Below are 15,209 nucleotides of genomic sequence, written 5' to 3' on the forward strand. Positions count from 1 at the left end.
GGCGCAGAGCGCCCTGGCCCAGGCTCCCACGCTGGAGCGTGGGAGCCATCAGCAGATGCACGCTTGCGCCTTGAAACAGCCCGCTACGCCGCGCGGAAGAAGCGGCGTTTGGCGCGGCTCAACCAGCCCTCTTCGCTCCTGTCGGCGGCCAAGCGGCGCAGGTTTTCGGTGACCGCTGCTACATAGCTCTGGTCGTCGTTGCGGATATGCCCGAACAGCCAGCGACCGAGCAGGCTGCGCAATTCATCGGAGACATCTTCGCCCTGCTTGAATCGCGTGCGGTAGTCGTCGACCCGCTTGATGAAAATGTCGTGCACCCGCTTATGGGCCTTGGTGAAGACGTAGCCGGCCTCCTCGAGCATCGCTTCCTCGAAGGCGAAGTGCGAGGTGGTGTAATCCACCAGCTCCTCGATCACCTGCGCTACGCCCTCGCGGGCGCCCTTCTGCTGCGCGATGTACAGCTCATTGATCATGTCGACGATACGCCGGTGCTGGCCGTCGATCACTGCGATTCCGGTGTTCAGATCATCGCTCCAATTCAGATAGGCCATGCTCGGCCTCCGTGTCATTCCCAAGATGCAGCCAGTCTAGGGCTGAGCACTCAGCAGCCCTTTGACCTGGGTCAGTGCGCATCCCGACACTTGAGGGCGGCTGGCAGCGGTTTTCCGATGGTTCTGTAAAAAGCCGGCAAGCACGCCGCTACCGCCTGTGGGAAAATGCGCGCCTCGCCCTTCTCGTGATCCATCAGCATGTCTGCCAAACGCCCACCGAAACCATCCGCCCCGTCAGCCGATAAAGGTCAGTTGCATCCTCGCAACCGCCATCAGGGGCGTTATGACTTTCCGGCGCTGATCAAGACCAGCCCGGAACTGGCGGCGTTCGTGATCATCAATCCGTACGGCAAGGAGAGCATCGATTTCGCCAACCCGGCGGCGGTCAAGGTGTTCAACCGTGCCCTGCTCCGGCAGTTCTACGGCATCGCGCACTGGGACATCCCGGCGGACTACCTGTGCCCGCCCATTCCCGGGCGCGCGGATTATTTGCATTACCTGGCCGATTTGCTGGCCAGCGACAATGCCGGCGAGATCCCCAGAGGCGCGGCGGTGCGGGCGCTGGATATCGGCGTGGGCGCCAACTGCATCTACCCGCTGCTCGGCAACCGCGAGTACGGCTGGCATTTTCTGGGGGGCGACATCGCGCCTCAGGCAATCGCCTCGGCGAAAGCCATCGTGCAGTCGAATCCCGGCCTGAGCGAACAGATCGAATTGCGCCTGCAGCCCGATGCCGATCGTGTGTTGAGTGGTTTGCTGGCCCCTGAAGAGCGCTTCGAACTGACCCTGTGCAACCCGCCCTTCCATGCCTCGGCAGACGAAGCCACCAGTGGCAGCAAGCGCAAATGGCGCAACCTCGGCAAGCTCGACCCCAAGCGCAAGCTGCCGGTGCTGAACTTCGGTGGCCAGGCTGCCGAACTGTGGTGCCCCGGCGGCGAGGCAGCGTTCGTCGCCCGGCTGATTCGCGAAAGCACGGATCACCGCGAGCAGGTATTGTGGTTCAGCACACTGATTTCCAAATCCGCCAACCTGCCCGGTGTGTACGCCACGCTGAAGAAAGTCGGCGCCCTGGAAACGCGCACCGTGGAAATGAGCCAGGGCCAGAAGCAGAGCCGCTTCGTGGCCTGGACGTTCCACGATGCCGAGCAGCGTCGGCGCTGGCTGCAACAGCGCTAGCTACTCGCCGGCCCGAGGCTCGCGCACAATCAGGGTGTCACACGGCACCCACTGCAACAGCTCGCTGGCCGCACTGCCCAACAACACGTTCATCAGCCCGCTGCGGCCGTGGGTGCCCATCACCACCAGATCCACGGCATGCTCACGCACGTAGTGGCTCAGTGATGCTCCCAGCGAGCCCTGTTCGATGACGATGCGGGTACGCTTGCGCACCTCCTCCGGCAGATCGCTGGCGGCAAGAAAGGCGGCGTAATCGCCCTCCTCGATATGCTGGCGCGTCTGCCCGTCGATCACCCGCTCCAGACGATCGGACATCGGCGCTTCGGTGGCGTGATAGAGCACCAGCTCGCGATCCGGGAAATAGCGGGCCGCGACATGCAGTGCATGGCGCGACGATTCGGAAAAGTCGGTGGCAACCAGAATGCGCTCATAGCGCCCGCGCGGTCGCTGGCGAACCACCAACAAGGGCTGTGGCAGTTGCCGGGTCAGCGACTCGAGCGTAGAGCCGAGCAGCAGCCGGCCCCACAGTTCGTTGCTGGCAACGCCGGTCACCACCAGAGCACTACCGGTTTCCCGCGCGGCCTTGGCAATGGCCTGCACGGGTTCGCCGCGCTCGACACGCAGCCGTACAGGCACGTCGAGGCCGGAGAGATCATCTTGCAGTTGCTGCTCGGCGAAGCGCGCCAGACTGGCATCATCCCGTGCGCCGGCCCAACCGAGCACCAGATCCGGCGCGTGAGCTGCCTCCAGCACGTTGACACCGACCAACATGGCCTGCCACTCACTGGCCAACTGCGCAGCGCGATCCAGCGCGCGGTCGCAGCGCACACTCAGATCAGTGGCCAGCAGAACGCTGACAGGTGCTCCGTCGCCCCAGGGTTGCTCGCTCATCTTGCCCCCTTGATATCCCTATGAAAGGTGAGCCTAAGACCCTAACAACTCCCCTCGTGTGGCGACACCGGCAAATCGTAAGCAAACGCGAGCTATCCCCGCGCACGGCGCATCAACATCAACATCAACGCCAGCGCGGCCAGCCACAGCAGCGACACTCCGTAATTGATGCGTTGATAGAAACCAAAACCCTGTCCGCTTTGCACAGCCTCCGCCATCAACGGCAAGGTGCCGAGCGCCAGTAACGTGCACAGCAGAGAGAACCAGGAAAACCGCCGGGAGCCGAGCAGACGGCGGCCCAGATACACCCAAAGCGCACTGGCGAGCAGCAGGCTGAGCGCCATCACCAGCCCCGCCAGGTTATGCAGGTTCTGGCTGGTCGATGGGCTTTGCGGTGCACAACCTGCGTCACAGGCGAAGTAGCCAGTGCCGAAGCTACCCAGACCATGGAGGATGATCAGCAGGCCGCTGAACCGCGCCCAATGGTTGTCAAAGCTCAGCAGCACGGCGACACCGAACAGCATGAACAGCGCACCCAACGGGAAGTTGTTGATCAACGGCGATATGAATTGAGTCGGTGCACCCTCGGCGCCGAGCAGGCTCATGGCCTGATCGAAGTGGCTGTAACCGGGGTAAAGCGCTCCAGCCAGAGCTACGCCGAGCGCCAGCCAGAGAGGCGTGATGAGACCAGCCAAATAACCGAGGGTGAGCGTTCTGTGCGTCCTGTGCGACTGCATGCGAATGTCCTTTTGCGCCAGTGGAATACCTGCATTGACGCGCCCGATCCTCAGAGGGACACACCCGAACACCGAGCCAGCTGCCGCTGCCCGTCGACTGCGACGCGCGAACTGCAGCCTGATTGGCTTTTTTCGTCCATAATCGCCGCCCTCGAAAAGCTGCCGGGTGACCTCCGGCCCTGATAGGTAGACTTCCCATGCTGCGCATCACCGAACTGAAACTGCCCCTCGACCATGCGGACGACGCATTGCGCCCTGCCCTGGTCGAGCGCCTGGCTATCGAAGACAGCGAATTGCTCGAGTTCAGCGTGTTCAAGCGCAGCTACGATGCCCGCAAGAAGTCCGGCGACATGCCGTTCATCTACACCATCGACTTCAGCGTGCGCGACGAAGCGGCGCTGCTGGCGCGCCTGAGCAACGACCGCAATCTCGGCATCGCCCCGGATGTGCGTTACAAGCCCCTGAGCATTCCTGCAGAACAGCAGCCGCAACAGCGCCCGCTGGTGATCGGCTTCGGCCCTTGCGGCATCTTCGCGGCCCTGCTGCTGGCACAGATGGGCCTCAAGCCGATCGTCCTCGAACGTGGCAAGGAAGTGCGTCAGCGCACCAAGGACACCTGGGGCCTGTGGCGCAAGAAGATCCTCGACCCGGAGTCCAACGTCCAATTCGGCGAAGGCGGCGCGGGGACGTTTTCCGATGGCAAGCTGTACAGCCAGATCAAGGACCCGAACCACTACGGCCGCAAGGTGCTCGAGGAATTCGTCAAGGCCGGTGCACCGGAGGAGATCCTCTATGTCAGCAAGCCGCATATCGGTACCTTCCGCCTGACTGGCGTGGTCGCCAGCATGCGTGAAGAGATCAAGGCCCTGGGCGGCGAAGTACGCTTCCAGCAACGTGTCAGTGATGTGCTGATCGAAGACGGCCAACTGGTCGGCGTGGAACTGGAGAACGGCGAGCAAGTGCATAGTCGCCACGTCATCCTGGCACTCGGCCACAGCTCACGGGACACCTTTCGCGCGCTGCACAAGCGCGGCGTGTTCATGGAAGCCAAGCCCTTCTCGGTGGGCTTTCGCATCGAACACCCGCAGTCGCTGATCGACCGCGCTCGCCTCGGCAAATACGCCGGCCACCCGAAGCTGGGCGCCGCCGACTACAAGCTGGTGCACCACGCCAAGAATGGCCGCTCGGTGTACAGCTTCTGCATGTGCCCGGGCGGCACCGTGGTCGCCGCCACCAGCGAGGCGCATCGCGTGGTAACCAATGGCATGAGCCAGTATTCGCGCAACGAGCGTAATGCCAACGCCGGCATCGTAGTCGGCATCACCCCGGAGCAGGATTACCCAGGTGGCCCGCTGGCAGGTATCGAGCTGCAGGAGCGTCTGGAATCCCATGCCTACGTGCTGGGCGGCAGCAATTACGAAGCACCGGGTCAGCTGGTGGGCGACTTTATCGCTGGCAAGCCGAGCGAAGCCCTGGGCAGCGTCGAGCCGTCCTACAAGCCGGGGATCAAGCTGGGTGATTTGGCAGCGGCCCTGCCGGATTTCGCTATCGAGGCGATCCGCGAGGCACTGCCGGCCTTCGGCAAGCAGATCAGGGGCTTCGACCTGCACGATGCGGTGCTTACCGGCATCGAAACCCGCACCTCGTCACCGCTGCGCATCACTCGCGGTGAAGACCTGCAGAGCCTCAACGTGCGTGGCCTGTTCCCGGCAGGCGAAGGGGCCGGTTACGCGGGCGGCATCCTCTCCGCCGGTGTCGATGGCATCCGCGTTGCCGAAGGCGTGGCACGAGCGCTACTGGCCGACTAGGCGGACTGCCAACGGCACAAAGTCGTACGCCGCGAGCCGTTGGGCCGGCGTTCGGGATCATCGTAACGGGTGATCTCGACGAACCCGGCCTTGCGCATCATGCCCGCCGAAGCGGCGTTCTCTTCATGGCGGTCGATATAGATATCGCTGATGCCCTCGCTGCGGATATCCGTCACCACCTGGCGCAGTAACGCCGAACCCAGGCCGCGCCCTGCCATGTCACGGTGGGTCACCGCCTCGCAGATATAAGCGTGCTCGTCATCGCCTCGGCCCAGGGGCTGATACTCGTGGAACCAGGTGGTAAGCACGTAGCTGACGAACCCTAGCAGTCCACCCTCGCCTTCCGCCAGCAAGGCACGCGTGCTGCCAGCGGCGATGCCATGCAAATGGGCAGTCACCTCGGCGTGCGGTAGATGATTCCAGGGATTGGGGCCGTGCTCGAAGATCAGCGCACAGAGCGCTTCGATGTCAGCGGCGATCGCCGCACGTGTTTGCCACTGCATCTGCCAGGCCTCGCTCGGGATAAGGACTGACGCAGTGTAGAAGTGATGCAGAGCCGCCGACAGGCACAGTCAGGCGGCAAACAGGCAGCCCAGTTCAGGACTCCCAGGGCCGCCCGCGGGTGCGACGCACCAGCTTGACCTTCTGCTGCATCGCCGCCTTGGCGAGCATGTGCGCGCTGACCGGAGCGGTGATGAACAGAAACATGACGATCAGCAGTTCATGGAAACTCAGGCCTTCCTCGTGATTACCGAAGAAGATCATCGACGCCACCACCATGCTGCCGACTCCCAGCGTGGTGGCTTTGGTGGGGCCGTGCAGGCGGGTGAAGAAGTCCGGCAGGCGGTACAGGCCAATGGCGCCGATCAGCGCAAACGAGCAGCCGACCAGCAGAAAAAACGCCACCAATGCTTCGATCCAGAATGGCATGGCAATACTCTCCTCAGTCGATGATCTCGCCGTGAAGCAGGTGCTTGCCCACCGCAACGGTACCGACGAAACCCATGACGGCGATCAGCAGCGCCGCCTCGAAAAACAGATCCGACTTCAGCCAGATACCAAACACCACGATCAACGCCAGGGCATTGATGTACAGCGTATCCAGGGCCAGCACCCGATCCGGCATATCCGGGCCGCGCACCAGGCGGATCACGTTGAGCGTCACGGCGACGCCCATCAGCGTCATGCAAAAGGGAATTACGTACGCGAGCATTCGAAAATCTCCATCAGCGGGGCTTCGTAGCGCGACTTGAGCTCGGCAACCAGCTCCTGCTCATCGGGTACATCCAGACCATGCAGCAGCAGGGTCTTGTGATCGTTGCTCAGGCCCGAGGAAACGGTTCCCGGCGTCAGCGACAGGATGCAGGCAAGCACCGACAGCATGAATTCGTTTTCGATGGCCATCGGCACCTCGACGAATGCCGGACGCAACTTGCGCGTTGGGCCCAGCACCAGCCGCGCGACGTGCAGGTTGGCGATCACGATGTCCCAGAGCACCATCAGCAGGTAGCGGCACAGCAGCAGCGGGCGGCGCAAGCGCGGCACGTCGAGCATGAAGCCTTGGCACAGAAAAGCGATGCCCCAGCCAAGAAAGGCGCCCAGCAGCAAGTGGCCAAAGCTGGGTGCATTGACCATCAACAACCAGATGATCGTCAGCAGCACGCTCAGCATGGGATGGGGTAACCATCGGGATCGGCTCATGCATCACCTCCGCGGACGATCTGCAGGTAGCTATCGACATCCAGCAACTGCTGGGCGACGGCCAGGACGTACTCATGGATCGGCTGTGCGGCGATTACCAACAACGGCCCGCCGGCCAGAAGGCCGATAGCCGCCAGGGCGCGAATTCGGTCGAACTCGGCGGCCGGTGCAGTCTCGCCGGTGCAGCGCCAGAAAAGCGTGCTGCCTGCGCGTACCAGAGCGATCACCATGCCCAAGCCACCGACTAGCACGACCGGCCAGAGCACCAGGGTCTGCATACCGGTTTCTACCGAGCGCAACAGCATCAGCTTACCGAGGAACCCGGAGAAAGGCGGCAGACCGGCGACGGAAATGGCACCGATGAAGAACAGCCCGCCGAGCAGTTTCGGCTGCAGCAACTGCGGCCCTTTGCGTAGCCGCAAGCCGATCTCGCCGCGCTGGCGGGCCAGCAGGTCGGCGAGCAGGAACAAGCCGCCACACACCCAGGTGCTGTGTATCAGGTAGTACAGCGCAGCACCGATGCTCTGCACCGTGCCCATGGCGACGCCCGCCAGCAAAGTGCCGACCGACACGATCACCAGGTAGCCGATCAATCGGCCCAGGCTGCGTGCGGCCAGGGCGCCGACAACGCCTGCCAACAAGGTCAGGGTTGCCAGCGGCCACAACAGGTAGTCGATAAGGTGGGCAAGCCCGCCCGCCTCGCTGCCAAACACCAGAGTGAAGACGCGGATTACCGCATACAGCCCGACCTTGGTCATGATCGCAAACAGCGCGGCAACAGGCGCGGTGGCGGCTGCGTAGGCGTTGGGCAACCAGAAATACAGCGGCAGGATGGCGCCTTTGAGTCCGAACACGATCAACAGCAGGTAGCCAGCGGCAGCGAGCAGCGGCTGTCGGTCGGCATCGGCCTCGGACACCTTCAGTGCCAGGTCGGCGATGTTCAGCGTACCGAGCAGGCCATAGAGCATGCCCACGCCGATCAGGAAGAACGACGAGGCCACCAGGTTGAGCACCACGTAGTGCATGCCCGCCTTGATGCGCTTCGGGCCACCGCCATAAACCAGCAGCGAGTAAGACGCGATCAGCAGGATCTCGAAGAACACGAACAGGTTGAACAGATCGCCGGTGAGAAACGCGCCATTGATACCGAGCAGCTGGAACTGCATCAGGGCATGGAAGTTCGGCCCGCGCTCGTCGTCGCCGCGCACGGCATAGAGCATGGCGAAGCTGGCCAACACGGCGGTGACCAGCAGCATCATTGCCGCCAGCCGATCGAGCAGCAGCACGATGCCGAATGGCGGCTGCCAGTTACCCAAGGCATAGATCTGCAATGCACCGGAGTCAGCCTGCAGTACCAAGTAGGCGCTCAGTGGCACCAATGCCCAGGTGGCCAGCAGGGAAATCCAGCGCTTGGCCGTCAGCGATAGCTGCGAGCGAATCAGCAGCAGGCTACCGGTGAACAGCGGGATGAGGATGGGCAGGATCAACGCATGATTCATCAGCGCGGCTCCTCACCATCGACATGGTCGGTACGCAGCTCGCCCAGCGCACGCAGCGATAGCACCACGACGAATGCCGTCATGGCGAAGCCGATGACGATGGCGGTGAGCACCAGCGCCTGGGGAATCGGGTCGCCGTGCTCGGTACTCTTGCCGATCACCGCCGGCACGCCGGTACCGAGACGGCCCATGGCGAACAGGAACAGGTTGACCGCGTAAGAGATCAGGGTGAGCCCCATGACCACCGGGTAAATGCGTGCGCGCATCAGCAGGTACACACCGCTGGCGGCCAGCACGCCCAGAGTCATGGCGAATAGCGCTTCCATCAGAGTACCTCCTTGCTCGATTCGTCCTGACTGACGTGACCGATGTTGGACAGGATCAGCAGCGTGGAACCGACCACGGCCAGGTATACGCCAAGGTCGAACAGCAGCGCGGTGGCCAATTCGAATTCACCAATCACTGGCAGGTGGAAATGGTCGAAGGCCGACGTCAGGAATGGCGCGCCGAAAGCCAGGCTGCCGAGGCCGGTGAGCGCGGCGATCATCACGCCAAGACCGGCGATGCTGTGGTAACTCCAGGGCATGCGCCGCTGCGTCCACTCCACGCCATGGGCGACGTACTGCAGGATCAGCGCGATGGCAGTGATCAACCCGGCAATGAAACCGCCGCCCGGCAGGTTGTGACCACGCACGAAGATGAAGGCAGACACCAGCAGCGCCATGGGCAGCAGTACCCGGGCGATGTTGTCGAGAATCATCGGGTGGCTGTCGCGCGACCAGGGTTTGCCATTCGGGTCGGTCAGCGGATGCGGCAGGTGCAGCCCGGCAAGCAGGCCGTAGATGCCTATCGCGGCGATGGCCAGCACGCTGATCTCGCCAAGGGTATCGAAGCCGCGGAAGTCGACCAGGATCACGTTGACCACGTTGGTACCGCCACCACCACTGACGCTGTTCTCGAGGAAGAACGAGGAGATGCTGTCGTAAGGACGGGTCATGACTGCGTAAGCCAGCAGCGCGACGGCAATACCGGTACCGCCGGCCAGCAGCACGTCACGCAGACCGCGCAGGCTGCTCGACTCCATCGGCGTGCGGTCGGGCATGAAGAACAGCGCCAGCACCAGCAGGATGATGGTTACCACTTCCACGGACAGCTGGGTCAATGCCAGATCCGGCGCGGAATAACGGGCGAATGCCAGGGCCACCATCAGTCCGGCGCAGCTCAGAGTCATCAGCGCCTTGAGGCGGTTGCGGTGGAACACCACCGTGAGCACGGCCATCACGCACAGCACCAGCATGCCGAGCACGGTGATGCCGTCGAGCGGTGACAGCGGTATCTCGCCGCCGAGCGAACTCATCGACGACATCGCAACGGTGATCAGCACCAGGGCACTGATCAGCAGCAGCGCCACGTAACGCTGCTGGGAACCGCTTTCGAGAAGCCTGGTGATCCAGCGAGCGCTCTTGACCAGACGGCTGTTGAGCAGCTCGAACATCTCCTTGGCGTCCACCTCCGGCATGCCGTTGTACCAGCGGAACAACGGCTCGCGGCAGGCATAGACGATGATCCCGCCCACCAGGGCGATCACGCTCATGCCCAGCGGCAGGTTGAAGCCGTGCCAGATCGACAGGCTGTAATAAGGTACTTCGCCACCCAGGGTCGCCGAGGCCGCCGAGGCCAGCAGCGGCGCCACGGTATAGGCCGGCAGCATGCCCACCAGCAGACACAGGAAGACCAGCACTTCCACCGGGATCTTCATGTAGCGCGGCGGCTCATGGGGCGGATACTTGGGCAGATCCTTCGGCTCGCCGTTGAAGAACACGTCGTGGATGAAACGCAGCGAATAGGCGACCGAGAACACCCCGGCCAGGGTCGCGGCTGCGGGAATCATCCAGCTGAAGATACCGAGCAGATCCTGATTGAGCGTCTCGGTGAAGAACATTTCCTTGCTCAGGAAGCCGTTCAGCAGCGGTACCCCGGCCATTGCCGATGCCGCGACCATGGCCAGCACGGCGGTATGTGGCATGTACTTCCATAGCCCGGCGATACGCCGCATATCGCGGCTTCCGGTTTCATGGTCGATGATGCCGGCGGCCATGAACAACGAGGCCTTGAAGGTCGCGTGGTTGATGATGTGAAACACCGCCGCGACGGAGGAAAGGTCGGTATTGAAACCGAACAGCAGGGTGATCAGACCGAGGTGGCTGATGGTCGAGTAGGCCAGCAGCCCTTTGAGGTCGTGCTGGAACAATGCCATGCCGGCACCGAACAGCAGGGTCGCCATGCCGGTCACGCTGACCAGATAGAACCACCACTCCGTACCTGCCAGAACCGGGTAAAAACGCGCCAGCAGGAACACACCGGCTTTGACCATGGTCGCCGAGTGCAGATAGGCCGACACCGGCGTGGGCGCGGACATGGCCTGCGGCAGCCAGAAATGGAAGGGAAACTGCGCGGACTTGGTAAATACGCCCAGCAGGATCAGGATCAGGGTAATCGGGTACAGGGCGTGGTTGCGGATCACATCGCCAGCTGCCAGCACCTGGGTCAGCTCGAAGCTGCCAACAATGTTGCCAAGCAGCAGAATCCCCGCCAGCAACGCCAGGCCACCACCGCCCGTGACGGTCAGGGCCATGCGCGAGCCGCGACGCGCGTCCGAGCTACCACTCCAGAAGCCGATCAACAGGAACGACGACAGACTGGTCAGTTCCCAGAACACCATCATCAGCAGCATGTTTTCTGAGAGCACCACGCCCAGCATGGCGCCCATGAACAGCAGCAGGTAAGCGAAGAAGCGCCCCATCGGCTCCTGTTTGCCCAGGTAATAGCGGGCGTAGAGGATCACCAGCAAGCCGATGCCGAGAATCATCAACGCGAACAGAAAGCCTAGCCCGTCGAGGCGCAGGCTCAGATCCAGACCGAGATCCGAGAGCCACGGATAGCGGACGATCTGCACCTCGCCAGCGAACACCGCCGGCTGCTGCAGCCACAGCAGAATCAGCGCGGCCGCTGGCCCCAGCGCGGCCGCCAGCGCACAGAGCGAGCGCCCCATGCGGTCAGCCAGCAGCGGTAGAAACATACCTAAAAATGGTAAGGCGATGATCAGCGCAAGCGCCATACACTAAACCCCTTGTACAAGCCCGTCATGCAGCCAGACGGCCAGTTAGTGTGTGCCAGAATACCGGGCGCCTGGCGTCCGGCCGATCCCTGCGATGGTGTGCGTGATGCCAACCCGGCAGGCGGAGAAACCGCCTGTAGCAGTCCAACTCGGAGCATGCCAAGTCAGTTTCGATCAATCTCCGCATAAACTGCGGTCGCTCTAACTGACTGGCTAAACACCTGCGGCGTTCGACTTGTTTTTACAGTCGCGGGCCGCGAGCGCGCTGACCGGGAAAGCGTGCGCGATTATGCTTAACTATCGACTTCACGTCATGGATAGAATTATTACTAAAACTATCTTCAGACGATTACAGGCCAGTATTTCCCAAAAACCTCTCGAATGCTCTAGATAGCCAGTTACCAGCGATATTGCCCACAAAAAAGGCCGGATCGGCAAACCGATCCGGCCTTCGTGCAGCGGCACTAACGACGCTCTGGGCGCCGTTAACCAAACATCAGTTGGTTACGCGGCTGGTACCGTTCACGGTCATGATGCGAACGCGCTCACCGACACGGAAGATCTGGTTCTCTTCAACGGCCTGCACGTAGGCACGCATGCTGCCGTCGTCTTCACGTACGGTGATTTCAACACCCTGGGTGCGGGTGATGCCTTCTTCGGCTGCAGCACCCAGCAGACCACCGGCTACCGCGCCGATCACTGCGGCCACGGCCGAACCACGACCGCCGCCAACGCCGCTGCCTGCCACACCACCGAGCACGGCACCCGCGCCGCCACCGATTGGCGTCTTGGTGCCTTCGATCTTCACCGGACGCAGGGATTCGATGGTGCCCATGCGTACGGTCTGCACGGCACGCGCTTCATCACGGGAATAACTGTCGCCGGTCAGGCTCGATGCGCAGCCGCCGAGGGTGAGAGTCGCTGCGGCAAACAGGACAACGAAAATACCAGGTTTATGCATGACGATTCTCCAGACTGGACTGATAACGCTATGACAGCACGGCCGCCAGGACGGTCACGGTGAATGCCGATAAATTGCATCACCCGTTCAGCAGCGGTACAGGACGGGCGATGCAACGAGGCCTCTCCCCTGACAGGAGTATAGACAGCAGTCGGCCGCGTTCGTCACAGTCCGTATGCGTGATGATCAGCGACGAGCAGCCTGAGCCAGGCGCCAGAACCTGGCGAGGTCGGCAGCCCGTGCTTCCAGCTCCTGTGCGGCGTGGGCACAGGCATGCTCAAGGGTTATCGGCCCGGGCGCCAGGCTGAACGAAGCCTCGATACCGGCTTCGCGTACCCGTTGATAACCCTCACCCAGGCTGCCGGCCAGGGCGATCACCGGGACGCCCTGGGCCTGTGCCACCCGCGCGACGCCGACCGGCGTCTTGCCGTGCAGGCTCTGGGCGTCCAGGCGCCCTTCTCCGGTGATCACCAGGTCGGCACCCTTTACCGCTTCAGCGAGCCCGGACAGTTCAGCGACCAGCTCGATACCCGGACGAAAACGAGCGCCGAAAAAGGCCTTGGCAGCGAAACCCAGACCACCGGCAGCGCCAACTCCGGGGAAGGTACTGAAGTCTTCGCCAAGCGCCTCACCGACCACTTCGGCCATACGCGCCAGGGCGGCGTCCAGTTCCTTGACCTGTTCCGGGCTCGCGCCCTTCTGCGGGCCGAAGACAGCAGAGGCGCCTTGAGGGCCGCATAACGGGTTATCGACATCTGCGGCCACGTCGACCTGAATATCCTGCAGCCGTGCATCGAGTGCGCTGAGGTCGACACGCTGCAGGGTCGCCAGTGCCGCCCCGCCTGGCCGCAGCTCGCTACCACCGGCGTCGAGAAAGCGCGCGCCCAATGCACGCAGCAGACCACTGCCACCATCGTTGGTGGCACTGCCGCCAAGACCGAGAATGATCCGTGTGGCGCCGGCATCCAGCGCTGCGCGAATCAACTCTCCGGTGCCGTAACTGCTGGTCACCCGAGCGTCGCGTTGCGCACTCGGCACCCAATGCAGGCCGCTGGCAGCGGCCATCTCGATCACTGCAGTACCGTCGCCCAGCCAACCCCAGTGCGCCTGCACCGGCTTACCCAGCGGCCCCTGCACACTCAGTTCGCGGCGCTCGCCGCCAGTGGCTGCCAACACCGCATCTACAGTGCCCTCACCACCGTCGGCCATCGGGCACAAGGCGATCTCGGCATCCGGGTAAACAGCGAGCCAGCCCCGGGCGATGGCTTCGGCCACGTCGGGCGCACTCAGGCTCTCCTTGAAGGAATCAGGAGCGATGACGATTTTCATGGGAAGACCTCGATAACAGCAGGACGCCACGGGGGCGTCCCGTAATACGATGGATTACAGCAATACCAGGCTCAGCAGCCATACGGTGGTAATACCGACGACACCCTGAATCAGCGTAGCCATGGTTTGCGCGCGGTAGGCGACGGCTACCGGCATGCGGCTGAACTGGGTAACGACCCAGAAGTAGCTGTCGTTGGCGTGGGAAACGGTCATACCGCCGGCGCCGATGGCCAGTACGGTGAGCACACGCCCCATCTCGCTATCCAGACCGATCTGGCCGAGCAGCGGGGCGACCATCGCCGAGGTGGTGACCATTGCCACGGTGGTGGAGCCCTGAGCAGTTTTCAGCGCCGCGGCAACCAGGAACGGCATGAACAGCCCGATACCGAGTGCCGACAGCGTGCTACCCAGGTAGGCGCCCAGCGGCGAAGCGCTGAGCACCGCACCGAAGGCACCACCGGCACCGGTGATGAGGATGATCGGCGCCGCGGCAAGAATGCCGTCAGTCACGCGGTCGTGCAGCTGCTGGCGCTTGCCGTTGCCTCTGAGCAGCGTGCAGGCCAGCACCAGACCGACCAGCAATGCCACCACTGGCTGACCGAGGAAACTCAGCACCGCCTGCAGCGTGCCATCGCCGAGCGGGCGACTGGGGAATACCGATACCGAACCCAGGCAGATCAGCACGATGGGCACCAGGATCGGCGCGAAGGCCTGGGTAGCGGTCGGCAGTATTCCGTACTGTGCCTTCAGCGCCTCGAAATCCTCGGCACCCGGCATTGGCGTGCCGTCGTCTTCGAGGGCGATGTCCTTGCCGATGAAGCGGTTGGCCCACAGCAGGCCGGCCAGCGCGGAAACCATGGCGACGAACAGGCCAACGGCGATCACCAGGCCCAGGCTCGATTCAAGACCGAGGTTGCCGGCAGCGGCGATCGGCCCCGGGGTCGGCGGCACGAAGGTATGCGTGGCATACAAGCCGGTCGCCAAGGCGACGCTCATGGCGATCATCGACACTTTCATGCGCGCGGCCAGAGCGTTCTTCAGCGAGTTGAGGATGATGTAGCCAGAATCGCAGAACACCGGAATCGACACGATGTAACCGATGATCGACATGGTCAGCGTGGGGAAACGTTCGCCGAGCAGCTTGATCACGGTTTCCGCCAGGGTGATGGCGGCGCCGCTGCGCTCGAGAATCACACCGATGATGGTGCCTAACACGATCACCACACCAATGTTGCCCAGGATGCCGCCGAAACCGGTAGCGACCGTCTTGAGAATGTCCTGATGGGGCAGTTGGTAAGCGAAGCCGGCGACTATCGCGGCGATCAGCAGAGCGAGAAAGGGATGCAATTTGAGACGGGTAGTCGACACCACGATAAACGCGATGAGCGCGACCAGGATCAGAACCAGAGCCATGCCGGTTTCCTCATTGTTGTTATGT

15 protein-coding genes are annotated in these 15,209 nt (G+C 62.9%); 2 read left to right on the forward strand and 13 right to left on the reverse strand.

Annotated features, from left to right (window positions below):
* Window positions 1–83 precede the first annotated feature (83 nt).
* Entirely contained in the window at window positions 84–551 is a 468-nt protein-coding gene (locus tag K5Q02_RS22500; RefSeq protein WP_225834478.1) for a bacteriohemerythrin, read from the reverse strand.
* A 198-nt stretch (window positions 552–749) separates the two neighbouring features.
* On the opposite strand from K5Q02_RS22500, the gene rlmF reads away from it, so the two are divergent.
* On the forward strand, window positions 750–1,727 hold the full coding sequence (gene rlmF, locus K5Q02_RS22505; protein WP_225834480.1) for a 23S rRNA (adenine(1618)-N(6))-methyltransferase RlmF: 978 nt from the start codon (window positions 750–752) through the stop codon (window positions 1,725–1,727).
* On the opposite strand, the gene K5Q02_RS22510 is transcribed toward rlmF, so the two are convergent.
* The gene (locus K5Q02_RS22510; RefSeq protein WP_225834482.1) at window positions 1,728–2,618 is read right to left on the reverse strand and encodes a universal stress protein; all 891 of its coding nucleotides are present in this window, start codon (window positions 2,616–2,618) and stop codon (window positions 1,728–1,730) included.
* A gap of 92 nt (window positions 2,619–2,710) precedes the next feature.
* Window positions 2,711–3,355, reverse strand: coding sequence for a DUF998 domain-containing protein (locus K5Q02_RS22515; protein WP_225834484.1), 645 nt, complete (start codon window positions 3,353–3,355; stop codon window positions 2,711–2,713).
* 197 nt (window positions 3,356–3,552) lie between these two features.
* On the opposite strand from K5Q02_RS22515, the gene K5Q02_RS22520 reads away from it, so the two are divergent.
* A complete protein-coding gene (locus K5Q02_RS22520; protein WP_225834485.1) occupies window positions 3,553–5,163 on the forward strand; it encodes an NAD(P)/FAD-dependent oxidoreductase in 1,611 nt (536 codons plus the stop codon).
* On the opposite strand, the gene K5Q02_RS22525 is transcribed toward K5Q02_RS22520, so the two are convergent.
* From K5Q02_RS22525 to K5Q02_RS22570, 10 genes are all read right to left on the reverse strand, one after another.
* On the reverse strand, window positions 5,160–5,666 hold the full coding sequence (locus tag K5Q02_RS22525) for a GNAT family N-acetyltransferase (RefSeq protein WP_225834486.1): 507 nt from the start codon (window positions 5,664–5,666) through the stop codon (window positions 5,160–5,162). The genes K5Q02_RS22520 and K5Q02_RS22525 overlap by 4 nt on opposite strands.
* A 94-nt stretch (window positions 5,667–5,760) precedes the next feature.
* Window positions 5,761–6,093 carry a Na+/H+ antiporter subunit G gene (locus K5Q02_RS22530; protein ID WP_225834488.1) on the reverse strand — a complete coding sequence of 111 codons (333 nt, stop codon included), beginning with the start codon at window positions 6,091–6,093 and terminating at the stop codon, window positions 5,761–5,763.
* Window positions 6,094–6,106: 13 nt separating this feature from the next.
* On the reverse strand, window positions 6,107–6,376 hold the full coding sequence (locus K5Q02_RS22535) for a K+/H+ antiporter subunit F (protein WP_042555266.1): 270 nt from the start codon (window positions 6,374–6,376) through the stop codon (window positions 6,107–6,109).
* On the reverse strand, window positions 6,361–6,864 hold the full coding sequence (locus K5Q02_RS22540) for a Na+/H+ antiporter subunit E (RefSeq protein ID WP_225834489.1): 504 nt from the start codon (window positions 6,862–6,864) through the stop codon (window positions 6,361–6,363). The genes K5Q02_RS22535 and K5Q02_RS22540 overlap by 16 nt, the downstream gene beginning before the upstream one ends.
* Complete coding sequence (locus K5Q02_RS22545) at window positions 6,861–8,363, reverse strand: monovalent cation/H+ antiporter subunit D (RefSeq protein WP_225834491.1); 1,503 nt, start codon at window positions 8,361–8,363, stop codon at window positions 6,861–6,863. Before K5Q02_RS22545 ends, K5Q02_RS22540 begins: the two co-directional genes overlap by 4 nt.
* Window positions 8,363–8,689: a Na+/H+ antiporter subunit C gene (locus tag K5Q02_RS22550; RefSeq protein ID WP_225834493.1), complete on the reverse strand. Its 327-nt coding sequence runs from the start codon at window positions 8,687–8,689 to the stop codon at window positions 8,363–8,365. Before K5Q02_RS22550 ends, K5Q02_RS22545 begins: the two co-directional genes overlap by 1 nt.
* Window positions 8,689–11,481, reverse strand: coding sequence for a monovalent cation/H+ antiporter subunit A (locus K5Q02_RS22555; RefSeq protein WP_225834495.1), 2,793 nt, complete (start codon window positions 11,479–11,481; stop codon window positions 8,689–8,691). Before K5Q02_RS22555 ends, K5Q02_RS22550 begins: the two co-directional genes overlap by 1 nt.
* 496 nt (window positions 11,482–11,977) lie before the next feature.
* Window positions 11,978–12,442, reverse strand: coding sequence for a hypothetical protein (locus K5Q02_RS22560; RefSeq protein WP_225834497.1), 465 nt, complete (start codon window positions 12,440–12,442; stop codon window positions 11,978–11,980).
* Between the two features lie 186 nt (window positions 12,443–12,628).
* Window positions 12,629–13,771, reverse strand: coding sequence for a glycerate kinase (locus K5Q02_RS22565; RefSeq protein WP_225834499.1), 1,143 nt, complete (start codon window positions 13,769–13,771; stop codon window positions 12,629–12,631).
* Between the two features lie 54 nt (window positions 13,772–13,825).
* A complete protein-coding gene (locus tag K5Q02_RS22570) occupies window positions 13,826–15,184 on the reverse strand; it encodes a GntP family permease (protein ID WP_225834501.1) in 1,359 nt (452 codons plus the stop codon).
* Between the last annotated feature and the right edge of the window lie 25 nt (window positions 15,185–15,209).

The organism is Pseudomonas sp. MM211, assembly GCF_020386635.1.
GTDB lineage: Bacteria > Pseudomonadota > Gammaproteobacteria > Pseudomonadales > Pseudomonadaceae > Aquipseudomonas.